Source organism: Pseudalkalibacillus sp. R45 (genome assembly GCF_052246725.1).
In the GTDB taxonomy this organism is placed as follows: Bacteria; Bacillota; Bacilli; order Bacillales; family Fictibacillaceae; genus Pseudalkalibacillus.
On sequence record NZ_JBQQCL010000006.1, the window covers coordinates 106,095 to 125,610 of the forward strand.

The window sequence follows — 19,516 nt, forward strand, 5'->3', positions numbered from 1 at the left end:
TCATTTGTGAATTTTACAGATAGTTTTCCCTGAAAACCCTAAAAAATGTAGAGTTAATCCTATCAATCAGGAGGTGTTTCTATGAACCAGACAATCCCCCTTCATATTTTAAATGGCCAGGTGATGTATGATTATTTCGAGAAAACACGTTACCTTGAGGGTGAGCGGATGATCCCTTTCAACGAGGCGATGTGCTATGGCGAAACATGCAAGGATGTCTTTTCCGACGAATTTTCTAAAATCCGTACCGATGTCCACCAAGTGACCCGAGAACAATATGCTGAAATTACGGAAAAACCGCTGCAGCCCCTTTTGAATGGAAATTTCACAAAGCTGCACCTCTGGTTTGATACCGATATGTTTTGCCAAATTAATCTCTTGACCCTTTTAGCCTGGTTGGATCAGACGGATTATACGGAGGCCGTTGAGCTTCATATTGTCGAAGAACGTTTTCAACCAGTGGAGCATTATCGTGTGAAGGCAGACGGGTATCATGAGCTTTATCAACAGGTTTTAATCGGCAAAAATATGCCCGATTTTATTGATCTGGCCCCTTTACAGAAGGGGATCAAGCTGTATTTGGATTATCGCGACCCTGACAGTGATCTGATGCGGTATATCCAGGATCATAAGCATCTCTCTGAAGATGAACTCGTATCCTCACTCTTAGAAAACTTCAAGGACTATGGGTTAGGTGATACCCAATATTATGAACTGATAAAAACTTGCAAGGGATATAGGCCAAAAGAAGAATAGACATATGACTCATTTTTTGAATTTTCCGAAACTAACGTAACATTATTTGACAGATATCGTCTAAATCGTTGAATAAAGTATGTAAGGAGATTCAAATAATGAGACGTTTATTTATTGTTGCAGTTGCTTGCTTGTTCATGACTATGAGTTTGGTGGCTTGTTCTTTTCCAGTAGCAGGTTTCCAGGAAAATCAAGACGAAGAGACTGAACGGCAACCGGAACATACTCGTGAACAGTCCAGCAATAGAGACAAGAATGTGGAGCTTGACTCTCAACCTCAAACAGAGGATCCGGATGGGGATTTGGTCGAATATCACGGACCGGTGGAGCATATCTTTTTTCATCCAACAATCGTCTATCCAGAATTGGCATTCGATTTTGATGCTATGGCTAAAGGATACAACGATTATTTTGTCACTGTAGATGAATTTAAGAGAACGCTTGATGAACTTTACAAAAATGACTATATCTTAATCGACATCAACTCACTGGTCGAGGAAAAAGAAGATGGCAAAATCGTTTCGAGGCAATTGAGGCTTCCTGAAGGTAAGAAACCATTGGTCCTCTCAATCGATGATATGAATTACTACGACTATATGAGGAAGAACGGGAATGTTTATAAGCTGGTGCTTAATGAAGAGGGTGAGGTTGCCTCCTATGAAAAGACACCAGAAGGTAAAGAGCTGATTACACGTGATCATGCGATTGCTCCTATTTTAGATCAATTTGTAGAAGAGCATCCGGATTTCTCTTTCAATGGAGCGAAGGGCCTCATAGCACTGACCGGGTATGAGGGTGTTCTAGGCTATCGGACCAATGAATTGAATAACGCGGAAATTGAAGATCGAAAGCAAGAGGCACTCAAGGTCATCAAGCGACTAAAAGAGACGGGGTGGACATTTGCGTCTCATGGTTACGGGCATCTGGATGCAAACAAAGTAGGTTTTCAACGTCTGGCTGACGATACAGACCAATGGAAAGCGGAAGTGGAGCCGTTGATCGGCGAGACAGATGTGTATGTTTATCCGTATGGGAGCAGGGTCGAAACAGGAGGAGCGAAATTTAAGGATCTTGTGGAATCAGGTTTTAAAATCCTCTGTGGTGTCGGACCTGAAGCATATATGGAAGAATTCGAGAATAGCGTGATCATGATGGACCGCCGTCACATTGACGGTATTGCCCTCCAAACGCAAAAACACAGATTAGCGCCTCTTCTAGATACTGACCACGTGCTTGAAAATAAAGTCCGTCCTGAATATTAGATTTTAAAAGAAACTTGGCGAATTAGCGAAAGGTCAGTCATAGTTGCACTGAAACTTTATGTGAAATAAAAAGAGGCTGCCGATCGCGTCGGCAGCCTACGACAGTGACGGTCATCACTGTCTTTTAGGGGGAGGGGGATAGGTCTTTAATGGATTTATGCGTTAAAGTATAGATGATAATCGATGGGGAGTAAATACGACAAAAGGCGTAATATGTATTCATTATAAAAATAATAGCCTTCTGTAATAGAAGGCTATAAATAGTATTATCTTGCGGGTTCTTTATCTCGCTTTCGGAGTCCTAAGAGTCCTGCTAATCCTAAGAGACCAAGCCATTCCCAGTTCGTATCATTTTCAGCGCCAGTAGCAGTCACATTTGCTCGGCCATTACGGTCCTCTCGATTTGCTTCATCACCGATTCTTAATGGACCATCGTCCTCATTAATGTTCAGTGGCCTTTCACCATAGTTTCCATCGTCCGTTGTGTCCATTTGATTGTTATTGCCTTCTGCAAAAGCTGTAATCGAAGCTGATGAAAGGATTAATGTCAGCGTAAAAAGGACAGACAAAAGAATTTTCATTGTCATTCTACCTCCTGATTTATTTCGTTTTTATCAATATGTTCACCTTTATAATTCCAATTGTAGAGATAGTTATTCGCGTGAAAGGATTTTTTTAGTTATCAAATGTGAAAACCACAAAAAATCAAAAGGTAAAAGTCCATTGAAATGCAACGATGTTGAAAGGGAGGTAATCATGACGGAAAAAACAATAGATAAATCAGAACTCATAGGAGCTGGATCAGGCATTATCTTCATGGCTTTTTTCGGGATGCTATGGTCGGTAACTGGAAATATGGGGTTGCAAGGATGGGGGTCTCCTTTCGTTTCAGTTTCTGTGATTTTTATAGGATTGGTCGTGATGGCTTTAGGCATCTCGTTATTGAGGAAATCAAAGGAATTTCCAGCCATAACGTCTAAAGAAGGTCATGAAAGAGGAAAGCGCAACTTCTGGTTCAACATGATATTTCTGGGAGAAGGAATCGCGATTGGTATTACCATTGCAGTCTGTAACTTCATCAATCATACTGATCTTATTCCAGGGATGATCGCGCTTATCGTCGGCATTCACTTTTTTCCTTTAGCACATCTTTTTCAGGTTAAACTCTACCATGTTACAGGTGCTCTTCTCTGTTTACTTGCGCTTATTTCATTCACCTTTTTATCGACGACCATTGAAGTTGGAGACCGAACTATACTGATTTCGTTGGCTTTACTTGGTTTTGGTTCAGCTCTGATCCTTTGGGTCACGGGTTTGATCATATGGACAACAACAAAGCGGTACGGATTTTAAAAAATGGAGGTTAGTGTGATGTTGAAAATGTTTGAATATAACTGGCAGGTTCGTGAGGATTGGTTTAGATGGTGTGAAGATTTGCCTGAGGAAGAATTGTTGAAAGAGCGGGTTGGAGGAGTCGGAAGTATCCTTTATACATTGTTTCACATTGTGGATGTCGAATGGAGTTGGATTCTTGGTTTACAGGGTGAACCGGAGCCAGAACTTCCTTTTGAAGAATTTGCAAGCTTGCAAAAAGTGAAGGATTTTTCAAGTCGATGTCATGCCGACGTTGAACCTTTTGTGAGAGCCTGGACAAATGAAATGGAGTACCGGATTCTATCAGAACCCGATGCCGATGGAAAAACGGTCAGCTTCAAGCATGGTGAGGTCATGCGTCATGTCATTGCCCACGAAATCCACCACATCGGTCAGTTATCTGTGTGGGCACGTGAATTGGGAAGAAAACCAGTCACGGCAAATTTGATTGGTAGAGGATTATACGATTGATAACATAGAAAAAGTAATTAGCGGACACCAGAGCCGTTATTTGTGCCAAAATGGCGTGTTTCGGAAATTTAGCGGACACCAGAGCCGTTATTTGTCAATAATACAGCTGAATTTCAATGAAAACCACAAAATAAGAGCACTGGTGTCCGCTATTATTATAAATTATATTGGAATGAACGAAATAAGGTCTCCTATGTCCGTTAAATTTTATTTGCAACCATGGAACTTATCAAAACCCTCTTTTTCCATTAATTAAGACTCTCATTAAGGACCCTTTTGATTTCAAGCGACATTTGCGACATTCCTGCTGGAAGAGCAAGCAAGCGAGACCCCGGAGAATTAAGTATCTTCGGATCATGATGAACTTCGACTAAAAGCCACGACGTCGCCTGCGGTTACTCGGCGCAAAACTACAATGATGGATCTAAGTCTGAGGCCTTGTGGTGAACGTCAAGGCCACCATAAGGAAAACTCCTAAGAATTCTACTCGCAGACACGAAAATGATTTCATTTTTGTGTTGACATCCTGTACAAGGGAGAAGGCTCCCGGAAAAGGGTGAATTTCGTAGATATCAACAATGCGAAAACCCTTTCATTGAGATGAAAACGCTTCAAATATGACGAAACAATGGAAATATATATAATTTTCAGAAAACCTATTGTCATTCGACAAGATTCCGTATAGAATACTCCCTATCGTTTATTTTGAAGGGAGGCTTAGCGATGGTTACATTTCTTGCATCCATCATGTTATTACTTCTAGGATATTTTTTCTATGCAAAGGTGGTTGAACGAATTTTCGGCATCGACGACCTAAATCGGACCCCTGCTTATAGGAAGAATGACAGGTTCGATTACACACCTATGAGCTGGTGGAAAGCCACCCTCATTCAACTGCTCAACATCGCAGGCCTCGGCCCGATCTTTGGTGCCATCTTAGGGGCACTGTATGGACCAGTGGCATTCATCTGGATTGTCATCGGTAGTATCTTTGCAGGTGCTGTACACGATTATTTTTCGGGGATGTTATCACTACGCCACAACGGTGCCCAATTTCCGACCATTGTAGGCAAATATCTAGGAAAACCAGCGCAATCCATGATCAATGTACTCTCCATTGGTTTGATGATTCTGGTCGCAGCAGCATTCACTGCTGGACCCGCACAGCTGATGGCTGAGATCACACCTTTAAGCTTCACGGTGTCTATCATGATCATTTTCGCTTATTTTCTTGTAGCGACATTATTGCCTGTCAATAAAATTATCGGACGGATTTATCCGATTTTCGGTGGAATCCTCATTTTCATGGCGCTTTCGATCGGGGTTGGAATGTTCTTTTTCGATAACCCGATTCCTAATTTAACTGTTCAAAATCTGCACCCTGAGGAACTGCCGATTTGGCCGCTGCTGATGGTCACGGTTTCGTGCGGGGCAATTTCAGGTTTCCATAGTACCCAAAGTCCGATTTTATCCAGGACGTTGAAGAAGGAAAGTGAAGGGCGGAAAGTCTTTTACGGTGCCATGATCAGTGAAGGGATCATCACGCTCATTTGGGCAGCTGCCGGAATGACGTTCTTTGGCAGTACCGCGGGGCTTCAGGAGGCTCTTGCGGCAGGGGGTCCTGCAGGTGTCGTAAACGAAATAAGCTCGACGACCCTTGGCACACTGGGCGGCATCCTGGCTGTACTTGGTGTGATCATTTTACCGATTACCACAGGGGATACAGCATTACGGTCATCCCGTATGATGCTTGTGGACCTTTTAAAGCCTTTTCTCAAAAAAGCCGGAAAGAAGACGAATGCATTGCTCGTCATTCCAGTTGCTGCACCCGCCTTTTTGCTCACTCAAATCGATTACAGCTTTTTATGGCGTTATGTCGGTTGGTCGAATCAGGTCGTTGCGACTGTCATGCTTTGGACAGGTGCTATGTACTTGATCATGCATCAGAAGTTTCATTGGATCTGTAGTGTGCCGGCCCTATTCATGACAGCCGTGGTGAGCACATATCTCTTTTATGCACCAGAAGGGTTCGGATTGACTTACATGACATCGATGGTGATTGGTGCTGCGATCTGGACAGTCGTTTTCATCTGGTTCATCACCAGACTTGTAAAATGGAAAAATGCTGATCAAGCAGATTTAGTCGTCAAAAAAGCAAGCTGAATAAATGATTGTTTCAACCCCCGGCATCGATGTCGGGGGTATTATTATGTAGGATACGCGTAACAAAATAAGTCAGTTCAAAAGTATTGGAACTTTTCCATGTGTCCCTCGTAAATGTACTAACGTTTTAAATTTAGGAGGGTGTTTTTTGAAAATAAAAAGCAGTCTGATGACGTTTGCCGCTGCTGGATTACTCATCTTTTCTATGAATCCTGGTCAATCTCTGTATGGAATTGCCGGAGAGACGGAATACGAAGAAAACAAAAGTCAAAAGATCGATTACAAAATTTCACCAGAGGACTTCGGTGATGCTTTCTTGGATGGTGAATTCAAGAAGATTTATCAGCAGATGAGCGAAGAATTTCAGAATAACGTTCCATATGAAGACTTTAAAATGCTCGCAGAATCTTTCAATCACGGTGTGAAAGCTTATAAATTGGCAAGTAGTTTTACATTCAACAAACATATGCAAAGGGATGTATGGATCGATGACCATAATACAAAAGGGATGCAGGTTGTCTATAATAAACACAACAAAATTGAAGGTTTTCAGCTAGCCCCGCTTGAATCTTATCCAGAAACAGATCAAACGTATACTGAAAATGCGTATAATATGCCGATCCAGGACAAATGGTTTGTTTTTTGGGGAGGCACCAACCAATTGCTCAATTATCATTACTCTTCAGAAAATCAACGGTATGCCTATGATCTAGTGATGATGAAGAACGGCAGCAGCTATCATGGAAACCCTGCGAAAAATAAGCACTATTATGCCTTCGGTGAGGAAGTGACTGCACCGGCTGCTGGCAAAGTGGTCGAAGTCGTCAATGGCATTAAGGATAATGTGCCAGGCGAAATGAATTCGGAGAAGCCGCTTGGAAACCATGTCATTATTGAACATGAGAATGGAGAATATAGCTTGCTTGCCCATTTTAAAGAGGATTCGCTTTCGGTTGTGGTTGGTGAATGGGTGCAACAAGGCGATCTGCTCGGATTATGCGGGAATTCAGGAAATTCAAGTGAGCCGCATATCCATTTCCAGGTGATGGACTCCCCGGATATTTGGGAAGCACAATCGATTCGGATCACGTCTGATAAAGAAAATGAGCCTATTCAAGGAGATTTTATAACGCCTTAATAATGAGGAGCTGTCTGATATTTTGTCAGGCAGCTTTTTTGTACAAAACTAAAATTTAATAAGACATGCATAATTTTCCAAGAATGTTTTCAAACTAAGTTCGAATCAAAATTTAAGGAGGAATCTACATGTTCTTGAAAGCAAAGTTCTTGTTGGTTGCATGTCTTTTCGCTACGGCATTGGTAGCTTGTAACATGGGGGGCAACGATAACGATAACGGTAATATGGGTGAAAACGGCGCTGAAACGGAGAACATCGGCGATCGCGATAACGGGATCATTGATGACAATGATAACAATGGTGCCGGTATCATGAACAACGAACGTGTCCGAGTTGCTGAGAAAGCTGCAGAAAAGATTGAAGCTATGAAACAAATTGAGGATGCAAATGTATTCGTTACAAACGAGAATGCATATGTTGCAGCACAGTTCACTCCTGCTGTAAAAACAGAAGGCGAAGTGACGAAGGAAATTGAGCAAGAAATTTCTAAGAGAGTCAAATCAACTGACCCTGACATCAACAATGTTTTCGTTTCGACAAACCCAGAGTTCTTTGATCGCTCACAGACTTACGCTGAAAAGTTCGGCCGCGGAGAGCCTGTACAAGGTTTGTTCGATGAATTCAACGAAACGATCCGACGCGTCTTCCCTAACGCCCGCTAAACCATCAACATCAAAAGTGAATCAAAAAGACCGATCCAGACTAGTGGATCGGTTTTTTATGTGGAAAAATTGCAAATCTAGAATTATGGGTTGGATTTCTGGAATTATCGATCGATATTCAAGCGCAATCTCACAATCTCCAATCCCATAAAATGTATTATTATTTAATAAATGTATACTTCAATAAAATGAAAGCGCTTTAATAAAGAATTTTCATAAAAGCTGTTGAATAAAAATACTTAACTATGTATAATAATCCGAAACAGAAGACAGAAGAGCAGATAGGAGATGGAGTCAGTTGAAAGCAGCGATTATCGGAGGAACCGGTTATGGGGCAGTTGAGCTTGTAAGGTTGCTGCATAACCACCCCCTAGTTGAAATTTCCACTATTGTTTCCCACTCGAACAGCGGCAAGGAGCTTCAATCGATTTACCCGCATTTATCAGACATCATCGACACTTCTTTTGCTGAGATGGACGTGGCGAAAGTCAGTGAAGAAGTGGATCTCGTATTTTTCGGAACACCATCAGGAGTCAGTTCAGAACTGATCCCGCAATTCATGGAACACGGAGTGAAGTGTATCGATCTGGCTGGTGATTTTCGATTGAAGTCCCCTGACATCTATGAAACGTGGTATAAGAAAACCGCGCCACCTTCGCAATATACAGATCAAGCAATCTACGGATTGAGCGAAATTTATCCGGACGATGTGAAAAATGCGACCCTGATTGCGAACCCGGGATGCTATCCGACAGCGACTTTGCTCGCACTCATTCCAGTTTTAAAAGAACAGCTGATTGAGCCGCAATCGATCATCATCGACGCGAAATCTGGACTCTCAGGGGCAGGGAGAAGCCAATCACTGACCGCGCATTTCTCAGAAACGAACGAAAATTTTCGAGCATACAAAGTGGCCGCGCATCAGCATATCCCGGAAATTGAACAGGTTCTCGCCAATGAAAGCGGCGTCGATCTCCAGGTTTCGTTCACACCTCATCTTGTTCCAATGACAAGAGGCATCATGTGTACGATCTATTCGAAGTTGACAACAGGACAAACGACAGAAGAACTCATCGCGTTATACAAATCATTTTACAAAGATCATCCTTTCGTTCGCATCCGGCCGGAAGGTGTCATCCCAGCGACCAAAGAGGTGTACGGAAGCAACTATTGCAACATCGGATTTACAGTGGATGACCGGACTGGCAGGGTGACGATCGTTTCTGTGATCGATAACCTCGTCAAAGGTGCGGCTGGTCAAGCGATCCAGAATATGAACCTGATGCAGGGATGGGATGAACAAACAGGACTCACCAATGTACCGATTTATCCATAAACGAGAGGAGGAACGATGATGCAAGCAGTTAAAACGAACGAAATCGTCGGTGTAAAAGATGGGGGTGTCACTACGCCGCTAGGCTTCAAAGCTGGCGGGATCCATTGCGGACTTCGGAAGACACGTCTTGATCTCGGGTACGTTTTATCAGACGTTCCAGCTGTGACCGCGGGTGTTTATACGACGAACCAATTTCAAGCTCCTCCGTTAAAAGTGACGCAGGAAAGCATCGCGGTTGAGAAGAAAATCCAGGCGGTGCTTGTGAACTCGGCGGTCGCGAATGCGTGTACTGGAACGCAAGGCTTAGCGGATGCGTATGAGATGCAGCAGGTGTTTGCGGAGGAACTCGGTGTCGCAAACCATCATGTCGCGGTTACCTCAACTGGCTTGATTGGTGTCCATTTACCGATGGAGAAGATCAAGTCCGGTGTGAAAAATATTCTGGCGGAAAAACATGAAGGGGCTGTGAACTTCGAGGAGGCGATCCTCACGACCGATACGACGGTCAAACACCATGCGGTACAGTTTGAGATCGATGGGAAGCTGATCAGTATCGGTGGTGCTGCGAAAGGGTCTGGGATGATCCACCCGAACATGGCAACGATGCTTGGTTTTATCACGACCGATGCCAATATCGCGCATGACAACCTGCAGGCAGCTTTGCGAAAGGTGACGGACGAGACGTTCAATATGATTACGGTCGATGGTGATACGAGCACGAACGACATGGTGCTTACGCTGGCAAACGGAAAGGCAGACAATGAACCGCTCAACGAGAACCACCCTGATTGGGATGTGTTTTTACAAGGGTTAAAAACAGTCTGTGCGTCCCTTGCGAAAAAGATTGCCCGTGATGGTGAAGGGGCAACGAAACTGATCGAGGTCCACGTAAAAGGAGCGACAAGCGGAACTGCCGCCCGTGCTGTAGGGAAGGCGGTCATTTCCTCCAACCTCGTGAAGACAGCGATTTACGGGACGGACCCGAACTGGGGAAGAATCGTCTGTGCGATCGGTTATAGCGGTGAAAAGGTCGAACCGGAAAAAGTCAGTGTTTCCCTGGGGGAGATTCCAGTCGTCATCAACGGTCTGCCATGTCCTTTCAGCGAAGAGGAAGCATCGAACTATTTGAAACAGGAAAATGTGCATATTTATGTGGAGTTGAATCAAGGTGAGCATGAAGCGACGGCCTGGGGCTGTGATCTGTCCTATGATTACGTGAAAATCAATGCATCGTATCGAACATAAGGAGGAAGCTGATGAACTATCTTGTCATCAAGTGTGGCGGAAGTGTTTTGGAAGCGTTACCCGAATCGTTTTATAAAAATATCGTCCATCTGCAGAAGGAGCTTGATGTGAAGCCGGTCATCGTCCATGGCGGCGGCCCGCTCATTTCATCGCTTTTGAAAAAGATGGGCACGGAAACGACCTTTGTCAACGGACTGCGTGTGACGACCGAAGAAGTGCTCGATGTCGTCGAAATGGTGCTGAGCGGTTCGGTGAATAAACAGATTGTCCGGCACCTGGTTGAAGCCGGTGGTGCCGCTTATGGTTTGAGCGGGATCGATGGTGGCCTTTTGAAAGCGAAAAAGCTGGAAAGCGTTGTGGACCTGGGATACGTCGGTAAAATCTTTCATGTTGAAACGAAGCTGATTTCGCAGCTCGGTGACCACGGGTATATCCCTGTCATCTCACCGCTCGGGATTGATGAAAGGGGACAGCGGTACAACATCAATGGCGACATCGCTGCTGCGGAAGTGGCGAAAGCGCTTGGTGCGAAGCTTTGTCTGATCAGCGATATACCAGGAATATATGTAGAGGAAGCGGACGAAAAGCAGGTGCTCCATTCCGTGACGAAGGATGATATTTTACAACTGATGGAGTCCGAGGTGATCACTGGTGGAATGATCCCGAAAGTGAAGTCGGCGGTCGATGCGCTTGAGCACGGAGTACCTGAGGTGTCGATCATCAACGGGATGGCCGTAGATGCACTGATCGATTTTTGTACTGGGAAAGAGATCGGAACGAAAATCACACTAGCTGAGGAGGTCGCACATGTCCACTGAACTACTCACAGAAATTTCGCCACTCATGAAAACATACAACCGGTTTCCGATTACGCTTGAAAAAGGGAAGGGAAGCCACGTTTGGGACCAGGAAGGGAACAAGTATCTCGATTTCACGTCAGGCATTGCGACATGCAACTTGGGTCACGTTCCCGATGTTGTCAAGGAAAGGGTGGATGCTCAATTGGAGAAGCTCTGGCACTGTTCGAACCTGTATCATATTCCGGAGCAGGAGGCGGTTGCTGAGCTGTTGGTGAAACATAGCTGCGGTGATCAGGTTTTCTTCTGTAACAGCGGTGCTGAGGCGAATGAGGCGGCGATCAAACTGGCAAGGAAGTATGCGCGTGAGATGAAGGGTGAAGAGGAAGCGTGCGAGATTGTGACCTTTAACCAATCGTTCCACGGGCGGACGATGGCCACGCTTTCTGCCACCGGCCAGGCGAAGATCCAGGATGGTTTCGGCCCGTTGCTTCAGGGGTTCCGGCATCTTCCTTTTAACGATGTCGATGCACTGCCACAGCTTCCATCCGATCAAACGTGTGCGGTGCTGGTCGAGCTTGTCCAGGGTGAAGGCGGCGTGATTCCGGCGGACGCGGACTGGATGCAGCAGCTTGAGGATATCTGTAAGGCGAACGGCATCCTGTTGATGGTTGATGAGATTCAGACGGGAATGGGTAGGACCGGGACGCTGTTTGCTTATGAGCAGTACGGCATCGATCCAGATGTGATTACGGTTGCAAAAGGACTCGGTTCTGGTTTTCCGATCGGTGCGGTGATTGCGAAAGGAAAAGTCGGGGAAGCCTTCGGACCGGGTACGCACGGCAGCACATTCGGAGGGAATCCGTTGGCATCATCGGCTGCCTTTGCGACAGTCAACCATCTCGTTTCGAGCGATGTCATCAATGAAACGTTCATCCTTGGTCACTATTTGAAAAATCAGCTAGAGCAGATGAAGGGTGCGTTTGCGGATATAAAAGAAGTGCGTGGAAAAGGATTGCTGCTCGGGATCGAGATCAACGGCAAGGCGATCTCTGTTGTGGAAAAAGCGCGAGCGAAAGGCGTGCTGATTTTAGTAGCGGGACCGAATGTAGTGAGGATCCTGCCACCACTCACCACATCGAAGGAAGAAATCGATGCCTTCGTCGAGGTGATGAAAGAAGTCTTTGCTGAAGCTTGAATAATCAATAAGGAGAAACGCATTGTTCAATGAGTTTAATCATACTTAAAGAAAGTATAAAAATACTTTCTTCAGTATAAGCGCAACTAAGGCTCAGCCTGCGCCAAAGGCTGAGCTTTGCCAAGTTTTCTTTATATGGAATCCTCATACGACAAATCCAGGGGTAAAGAAGGGTTCGTTTGTCCGTATTAAAGCTCCATATGACCAGTCTAGCAGGAATATCTAGGTTTAATGTCCGTAACTCATCGTGAATAAAAATAAAAACACCCCGAGTGCTCATGGCGTTCGGGGTGCTTCTATTTTACACTTGAAGAAAGTATAAAAATACTTTCTTCAGTATAAGTGCAACTAATGGTTCAGCCTACGCCTAAGGCTTGGCTTTGCCGAGTTTTTTTATGGTTGATGCAATGGCGGTCAGCATCAACCCTGGTAAAGGAGAGGAGGCTTTGCTTTTATTCGACGCAAAAAAGTCGTTTGAAAAGGGGGAGGATCCCTTTTCATACTCTATCTTACGCAGATTGATAGAATGTGTTTGTGCGTTTGCTAGATTAATAGAAATATTTGATAGATTTCAGCTTGTCTGTGTATGGTCGAGCTTTCCTCTTACCTTCAAGACTCCGATGAACATTTCTTCATTTTTTAAAAGGACATATCCATTTCAACCAGAATTGTTTAATTATAAAGAACTAGGAGGAGTTTACGAAATGAAGATGCTCGAAGCCATTCCTGCTTTGCCTGTAAAGGATCTTAAGAGCAGTATTGCGTTTTATCGAGACACATTAGGGTTTGCGCTTGTTCATGAAGAGGATGGTTTTGCAGTGCTAACCTGGGATGAGGTCGAGATCCACCTCTGGCTCGCGAATGATGAACGGTGGCGGATGGTAGACAGGCCGGCTCCGGTCATTTCTGGCGCTGAGTCGTTCATTGCTGGGACAGCGAGCTGCCGAATCGGTATGGATGGTGTTGATGAACTTCACGAACGCCTGGCAGAACATGAGATTTTACATCCGAATGCACCGCTCGGAGATCGCCCTTGGGGAGTCCGGGAATTTGCCGTAGTGGATCCAGACAACAATCTGATCACCTTTTATGAGCGGTTGGTGCGTTGAAAGGAGGAAGAGAATGCTAGTTTATATTGCCCTGTTGCGCGGAATAAATGTTGGCGGAAAGAAAAAAGTAAAGATGGATCAGTTGAAGGAAATCTTTGCGTCACTCGGCTTCCGGAATGTGAAAACCTATATCCAAAGCGGGAATGTCATTTTTGAAGCAGATGAGTCAGAAGGGCATACTGTGCAGATTGAACGGAGGTTAAAAGAAGAATTAGGATTCGAGGTGCCAGTTCTAATCAAAGCACAGGAAGATTGGGCGATGGCGATTGAACAAAATCCATATGATGTTGAGACGTTGAACGAAAATGAAAAGCTATACGTAACCTTTTTGGTAAAAGAGCCTGCGCCCGAAGTGGTGGAAGAGCTCATGACGTGTAAAAGTGATGTGGATGAGATCCGCATCGTCCGGGATACGGTCTACATCCTTTGTCGAAAGGGATACCACAAAACGCTCTTCTCCAATGCCCTTATCGAGAAAAAGTTGGGAGTACATGCGACAACACGCAACTGGAACTCCGTACTGAAAATCGCCGATATGAGTAAAACCTTGGTTAAATAAGATGAGATGAAAGCAGACCGATGGGGTTCTGCTTTTTCTATTGAGTGGAGCTGTTGGTGTAGGCTCAAATTTGGAAAAGATCGCTCGTGCCAAAGCACCAATCTGATACCATGAGTAAATCGCGGTGGATTTGTTTGAACAGTTCGTGAAAACATTAACGGATACCACAGAGCTTTTTTCACAAAAAATCGTCTATTGATAATAAATAGCGGACACCAGGGCCCTTAATTCGTTAAAATCATAGTAATTTAGCCCTTTTATTAGAAGATAACGTCTCTGGTGTCCGGTAAATCCTGAAACACCGTATTTTGTTCACAAATAACGTCTCTTATGTCCGTTACGATATCAGAAAAATCATGGAAACCAAACAGGCTGACCTAAACATTGATGAACGTTGATGTTTTCGGTCAGTTTTGTTTTTTGTAACATAAAAATATACATCATTATACATAATTAATACACTAAAATAAGGTAATTGAAGTATTTTTATAATATCTATTGAATAAATATTATTAAGTATGTATAATAATTCGAAAGAGAAAAAGAGTCGAGGAGAGATGCAAATTGGCTAAAGCCGTTGAACTACTACACACTAAAGGATTGACTGCTTCAAATTTCACAGGTCAGGATTTTCTAACGATATCCGATTTTCATTCCACAGAAATCATGTACTTACTGAAACAGGCTATAAAGCTGAAGAAGGAACAGAAGCTCGGTGTTACACATAAGCATTTGAACGGAAAAGTTCTGGGGATGATTTTCGATAAGGCGTCGACACGTACGCGGGTTTCGTTTGAGGTTGGAATCGTCCAGCTTGGAGGGAACCCCATTTACTTGAACACAAAAGACACTCAGCTCGGACGTGGAGAGAGCGTAGCCGATACGGCGAAGGTTTTATCCCGATATGTCGATGCTGTCATGATCCGGACTTTTGCACATAATACAATTGAAGAATTTGCAGCGCACGCCGATATCCCAGTGATCAATGGGCTGACGGACTTGCATCATCCGACACAGGTGATGGCGGATCTGATGACGATTTTAGAGCATAAGGGAAGGCTGAAAGGGTTGAAGCTGTGCTATGTCGGTGATGGCAATAATAATATGACGCATTCCCTTTTGGAAGGGGCAGCGAAAGTAGGGATGGACATCGCGGTCGCAAGTCCATTCGGATACGAACCCAATCAGATGATTCGCGATCATGCAAAGCTCGTGGCAAAACAGAATGGCAGTTCCGTTATCATTACGAACTCTGCGGATGAAGCAATCCAGGACGCGGATGTCGTCGTAACAGATGTTTGGGCAAGCATGGGGGAAGAGGATGAATTCGAAGCGCGCGTCGAAGCTTTCAAACCGTATCAGGTGAACAGCAAGCTCTGTGAAAAAGCGAAGGACGATTTCATGTTCATGCACTGCTTGCCCGCACATCGCGGTGAAGAAGTGACAGCTGAAATCCTTGATGGTCCGCACTCCGTTGTATTTGATGAAGCGGAAAACCGACTACATGCGCAAAAAGCGATCATGCTCGCGTTGATGGAAGAAAACTAAATGGCAGTGATAGGGTGATCCATCGATTTGATGGATCGCTCTTTTTACTATGAAAAAGACATAATCTGGATGCTTCTTTTATAAACTCCTTAATAATAACCTGGCATGAAGGAGTGACACCATGAATGTGCTCTTTTTCACCGATTCAGGGATTGATGATACATTCGCCTTGATATATGCGTTACGCCATCCGGACATCAACGTGATTGGAGTGGTGGCGGGATATGGGAATGTTGCTCGGGACAGGACGATACGTAATACCCAATTCGTACTTAAGTTACTTGAGAAAGAGGATATCCCGATCATCAGTGGCTCAAGCAGACCGATTTTAGGGGATGAACCGGTTTTCTATCCATATGTCCATGGGGTCGAAGGTTTCGGTACCGTCTTGCCTGAAGAACAGCCTGAGGTATTGTATAACTTCAACAATATCTTTATTTTGTTGACAAAATCGAAAGAGCCAGTGACGATTGTGAATATCGGCAGAATGACGTCTTTAGCTGTTGCATTCCTGCTTCATCCGGAAATTTTGAGCTTGGTCCAGAATTTTTATATCATGGGCGGGGCATTCTTGGTACCAGGTAATGTGACCCCTTATGCAGAAGCGAATTTTTTCGCTGATCCTTCGTCTGTCAGTATTGTCTTCAACAATGCTAGTCCCTTGTCGATCAAGCTTTTTCCGTTGAATGTGACCCATCAAGCAATTTTCACACCTGACATCATCAACTCCTTCGCTCACCCAGATGACCCAGTCGGAGATTTCATGAAGAGCACATTCAATTATTACTACACATTTTATAAAAGGCAGCGGCCGAGGTTGAGAGGAGCCCCGCTTCATGATCTGGTCGCCATACAGGCCATCGTCAACCCTCAGATGTACAGGTATATCCAGCGAAATGTACAGGTTATAAACGATTCAGCCCTAGGTAAAGGAATTACCGTGGCAGATTTAAGGGATCGCCCGAATATCGATCCTGGAAAAAATGATTTCATGAATATTGCTATGGAGATGGATTACCCCAGGTTCATACAGGATGTCATTTCCGTATTCCAAAAACGAGGATAAATTTATGCATACCTCCTTTCAAAATAGAGATATTAACGGTAAGGAGGTATCTGTATGGCAAATATATTTGAAGCGATAGTGGATTACATGAAACAAACAAAGGATGATGAACCCAAAACGCCGCTACATATAGGAGAAGCAATGGGATGTTGGTTATATTACACTGCGTTAGCAGAAGAAATTCCTGCATTGGAAATTTGTTTGAACACGACGACGGATGATGAATTGAGTCTTATAGTAAAAGAAGGGAAAGATCTCGGAGAATCTCAAATGAAAAGACTCGAAAAATTCATGCTTGAGGAAGGGGTTCCTTTATCGAGAGGCGATGCACATAAACCTGAATCAGACCCTAATGCCATTCCCCTTGGGGCAAAATCTTCAGATAATGAAATTGCCAATTTATTAGGTGTTAAAGTCGCAACCAATGTGGTGATGTGTGCGACAAATATGACCCAGTGCATTCGTGTGGACTTAGAAAAGATTTGGATTGAGCTGCAAAGTGAGAAAATGCTCTATGGATCCAAGCTGAAAATGTTAATGCGTAAAAGAGGCTGGGTCAAAGTTCCACCATACTATACACCTCCAGGACGGGAAGATTAGAACTGTAACATAAGTGGATAGAAGAAAAGACCCTTTTCCGGGGTCTTTTTTGTGTGGAGAAAAATAATTACGTTTTAACGTAATTCATTGTTGCTTTTGAGCGTAAAATAGAATACTATAAAAAGTAACAGGAGGTGTAAAATTTGGAAACACAAGAAAATATTCGCTTGAATGTCGCGTTACTTCGCAAAAGAGTTCCGAATTTGACCAGTGCAGCCAAATCCGTCGGGTTACGTCCTGCCACAGTTTCCAATCTTTGTACAGGGAAGATCCCGGTAGGGCGTTCAGAGGTTCGCACATTGGTCGCTCTTGCAACACTGGCTGAATGTAGCCTTGATGAATTGATTATCAGAGGGGAGAAGATCGATATGATCGAAACAGGTATCAAAACATTGGATTTGTTCGCACCGCTTGCTAAAGGAGGGACGATCGGTCTCGTCGCGCGTCATGGGATGGGGCAGCTCGTCATTCTAGCAGAACTCACGCATCGATTGAAGGAGAATGACTATGCAACCGTTCTTTTAAAACCAGAGGGTGACCACAAAGAACTGAATGACATTCTTGAATATTTCGATGTCGTCGCAGAAACTGTGGATGAAGCGTATGAAAAAATGGCTGGCTTCGGAAACCAGAAGGAAATCATGTTCACGGCAGACCGTTCGCATGTGTTGACGGGAGAAATCCATGACCTGCAGGAGCGTTTGCAGGATGTTGGGGTCCAGAAGGTAACCACGTTCCTTTTAGATTTGAAAGGCGAAGCGGTGGATGAGGATCTGCCATACGGTCCGCTTGAAACGCTGTGGCAATTCGATATCGATCTCGCTACTCGTCATAAATTTCCGGCAATCAACCCGATCTACTCGACATCTTCAGTTCTTGAAGGGGCACATCTGGATCAGAACCACTTGAACATCCAGCAGCGTGCACAAAAATTACTGCGTCGCTATCGTGAACTTCGGGCTGTCGTCAATGTAAGAGGCATCGAAAGTGTACCTGAGGCTGAAAAGCTGACATATAGAAGAGGAGAGCGCCTCGAGGCGTATTTGACACAGCCGTTTTATGTAGCAGAACCATTCACCGGGAAGAAAGGCGAGTACGTCAGTTTGAAGGATACCCTTGCTGACGTCCAGAAGATTTTAGACGGATCCGCCGACTCCAAAGAAATCGATCACCTAGACTACATCGGATCCCTATAATTAAACCACAGAGTGCTGGATGAATAGATTCAGTGCTCTTTTTGTTTGCAAAAAAAACGCGAAGAATAACACCAAATTGGTTCATAGGACAACTCCAAGGTAAAAAAACAGAAGAAATGTCCGTATGAGGGGTTCATACGACCATTCCAGCGAAAAAACCGAGATGAAAGTTGTTCAAAGTCAATTTAGAGCAAGCTACTAGAACCTTTTCACAGAATCTAATACACCTAAACCTGCTAATATTTGTTTCTCGACATTCCTACTGTTATTTGTAAAAGTATAATACTTAAATTAAGCTTTAACTCAAGAGGCGATTCGGTATTATGAATCCATTGGTTTTTACCTAAGCCAATGAGGGTGAACGGACAAAGATGTTATTCGTGAAGCAGGTTTTAGTAACCGAGAGATTCTTGTTCTTTTGGAAGGTTTTGATCAACAAGCTGCGCCATTTGATAGGTGGAAACAGGTGGCGAATACAAAACGTGTTGAATTAAAAGAATAAAAGTATCAAATCGAAGCAATACTCAACTTTTTAGATAAAGGATTAAAATGTGATTGGCTGAACTGGTCTGAATGTTATGCCAAAATTAGTCCAGATGGAATTAATCGATTAGAAAGGAGTTGTATAGGTTGACTGTAGCCATTTTACTTTTTTTATTAGCAGGAATTGCTGAGATTGGCGGTGGATATCTTATTTGGCTCTCCTTAAGAGAAAGTTATTCATGGTATTGGGGTTTAATAGGAGGAATTGTCCTAGCTTTATACGGTGTCATTGCCACATTTCAAACGTTCCCCTCATTCGGTAGGGTTTATGCTGCTTATGGAGGCGTTTTTATTGTATTGTCCGTATTATGGGGATGGGGAATCGATAAAAAAACCCCGGATTATTATGATTGGATAGGAGCATTCATTTGTATCGTCGGCGTTTCCGTAATGCTGTGGGGACCTCGTAATTAATGGATTCAGGAGGTGTTTTCAGGAATGTTCGATTATACAAATTCACATATTCCATATTTGCGGGAGGCAAATCCCAAAT

19 protein-coding genes are annotated in these 19,516 nt (G+C 43.9%); 18 read left to right on the plus strand and 1 reads right to left on the minus strand.

Going from position 1 to position 19,516, the window contains the following annotated elements; translation table 11 throughout:
• The first annotated feature begins 81 nt into the window (after positions 1 to 81).
• Positions 82 to 756: an AraC family transcriptional regulator gene (locus ACTWQL_RS12500; RefSeq protein WP_443142773.1), complete on the plus strand. Its 675-nt coding sequence runs from the start codon at positions 82 to 84 to the stop codon at positions 754 to 756.
• Between the two features lie 98 nt (positions 757 to 854).
• Positions 855 to 2,018 carry a polysaccharide deacetylase family protein gene (locus ACTWQL_RS12505; RefSeq protein ID WP_443142774.1) on the plus strand — a complete coding sequence of 388 codons (1,164 nt, stop codon included), beginning with the start codon at positions 855 to 857 and terminating at the stop codon, positions 2,016 to 2,018.
• A 266-nt stretch (positions 2,019 to 2,284) separates the two neighbouring features.
• Here ACTWQL_RS12505 and ACTWQL_RS12510 read toward each other — a convergent pair whose 3' ends face one another.
• Positions 2,285 to 2,599 carry a WGxxGxxG family protein gene (locus ACTWQL_RS12510; protein WP_443142775.1) on the minus strand — a complete coding sequence of 105 codons (315 nt, stop codon included), beginning with the start codon at positions 2,597 to 2,599 and terminating at the stop codon, positions 2,285 to 2,287.
• 175 nt (positions 2,600 to 2,774) lie between these two features.
• On the opposite strand from ACTWQL_RS12510, the gene ACTWQL_RS12515 reads away from it, so the two are divergent.
• The 16 genes from ACTWQL_RS12515 to ACTWQL_RS12590 all read left to right on the plus strand — a co-directional run bounded on the left by ACTWQL_RS12515 (position 2,775) and on the right by ACTWQL_RS12590 (position 19,437).
• On the plus strand, positions 2,775 to 3,371 hold the full coding sequence (locus ACTWQL_RS12515) for a DUF7010 family protein (protein WP_443142776.1): 597 nt from the start codon (positions 2,775 to 2,777) through the stop codon (positions 3,369 to 3,371).
• 18 nt (positions 3,372 to 3,389) lie between these two features.
• On the plus strand, positions 3,390 to 3,863 hold the full coding sequence (locus ACTWQL_RS12520) for a DinB family protein (RefSeq protein WP_443142777.1): 474 nt from the start codon (positions 3,390 to 3,392) through the stop codon (positions 3,861 to 3,863).
• Between the two features lie 723 nt (positions 3,864 to 4,586).
• Positions 4,587 to 6,026 (plus strand): carbon starvation CstA family protein, encoded by a 1,440-nt coding sequence (locus ACTWQL_RS12525; protein WP_443142778.1) that lies wholly within the window; start codon positions 4,587 to 4,589, stop codon positions 6,024 to 6,026.
• Between the two features lie 148 nt (positions 6,027 to 6,174).
• Positions 6,175 to 7,164 carry a M23 family metallopeptidase gene (locus ACTWQL_RS12530; RefSeq protein ID WP_443142779.1) on the plus strand — a complete coding sequence of 330 codons (990 nt, stop codon included), beginning with the start codon at positions 6,175 to 6,177 and terminating at the stop codon, positions 7,162 to 7,164.
• A gap of 128 nt (positions 7,165 to 7,292) precedes the next feature.
• Positions 7,293 to 7,826, plus strand: a complete 534-nt coding sequence (locus ACTWQL_RS12535; RefSeq protein WP_443142780.1) for a YhcN/YlaJ family sporulation lipoprotein — start codon at positions 7,293 to 7,295, stop codon at positions 7,824 to 7,826.
• 298 nt (positions 7,827 to 8,124) lie between these two features.
• Positions 8,125 to 9,162, plus strand: coding sequence for an N-acetyl-gamma-glutamyl-phosphate reductase (gene argC, locus ACTWQL_RS12540; protein WP_443142781.1), 1,038 nt, complete (start codon positions 8,125 to 8,127; stop codon positions 9,160 to 9,162).
• An 18-nt stretch (positions 9,163 to 9,180) separates the two neighbouring features.
• A complete protein-coding gene (gene argJ, locus ACTWQL_RS12545; RefSeq protein WP_443142782.1) occupies positions 9,181 to 10,407 on the plus strand; it encodes a bifunctional ornithine acetyltransferase/N-acetylglutamate synthase in 1,227 nt (408 codons plus the stop codon).
• Positions 10,408 to 10,418: 11 nt separating this feature from the next.
• Positions 10,419 to 11,225 carry an acetylglutamate kinase gene (gene argB, locus ACTWQL_RS12550; protein WP_443142783.1) on the plus strand — a complete coding sequence of 269 codons (807 nt, stop codon included), beginning with the start codon at positions 10,419 to 10,421 and terminating at the stop codon, positions 11,223 to 11,225.
• A complete protein-coding gene (locus ACTWQL_RS12555; RefSeq protein WP_443142784.1) occupies positions 11,215 to 12,402 on the plus strand; it encodes an acetylornithine transaminase in 1,188 nt (395 codons plus the stop codon). Before argB ends, ACTWQL_RS12555 begins: the two co-directional genes overlap by 11 nt.
• 704 nt (positions 12,403 to 13,106) lie before the next feature.
• Positions 13,107 to 13,511 (plus strand): bleomycin resistance protein, encoded by a 405-nt coding sequence (locus ACTWQL_RS12560; protein ID WP_443142785.1) that lies wholly within the window; start codon positions 13,107 to 13,109, stop codon positions 13,509 to 13,511.
• A 13-nt stretch (positions 13,512 to 13,524) separates the two neighbouring features.
• The gene (locus tag ACTWQL_RS12565; protein WP_443142786.1) at positions 13,525 to 14,070 is read left to right on the plus strand and encodes a DUF1697 domain-containing protein; all 546 of its coding nucleotides are present in this window, start codon (positions 13,525 to 13,527) and stop codon (positions 14,068 to 14,070) included.
• A 564-nt stretch (positions 14,071 to 14,634) separates the two neighbouring features.
• Positions 14,635 to 15,618 (plus strand): ornithine carbamoyltransferase, encoded by a 984-nt coding sequence (gene argF, locus ACTWQL_RS12570; protein ID WP_443142787.1) that lies wholly within the window; start codon positions 14,635 to 14,637, stop codon positions 15,616 to 15,618.
• Positions 15,619 to 15,739: 121 nt separating this feature from the next.
• Positions 15,740 to 16,684 (plus strand): nucleoside hydrolase, encoded by a 945-nt coding sequence (locus ACTWQL_RS12575; protein WP_443142788.1) that lies wholly within the window; start codon positions 15,740 to 15,742, stop codon positions 16,682 to 16,684.
• A gap of 54 nt (positions 16,685 to 16,738) precedes the next feature.
• A complete protein-coding gene (locus ACTWQL_RS12580; protein WP_443142789.1) occupies positions 16,739 to 17,284 on the plus strand; it encodes a DUF3231 family protein in 546 nt (181 codons plus the stop codon).
• A 143-nt stretch (positions 17,285 to 17,427) separates the two neighbouring features.
• Positions 17,428 to 18,480 (plus strand): ATP synthase beta subunit C-terminal domain-containing protein, encoded by a 1,053-nt coding sequence (locus ACTWQL_RS12585; protein WP_443142790.1) that lies wholly within the window; start codon positions 17,428 to 17,430, stop codon positions 18,478 to 18,480.
• Positions 18,481 to 19,110: 630 nt separating this feature from the next.
• Positions 19,111 to 19,437, plus strand: coding sequence for a YnfA family protein (locus ACTWQL_RS12590; RefSeq protein WP_443142791.1), 327 nt, complete (start codon positions 19,111 to 19,113; stop codon positions 19,435 to 19,437).
• Positions 19,438 to 19,516: the final 79 nt, after the last annotated feature.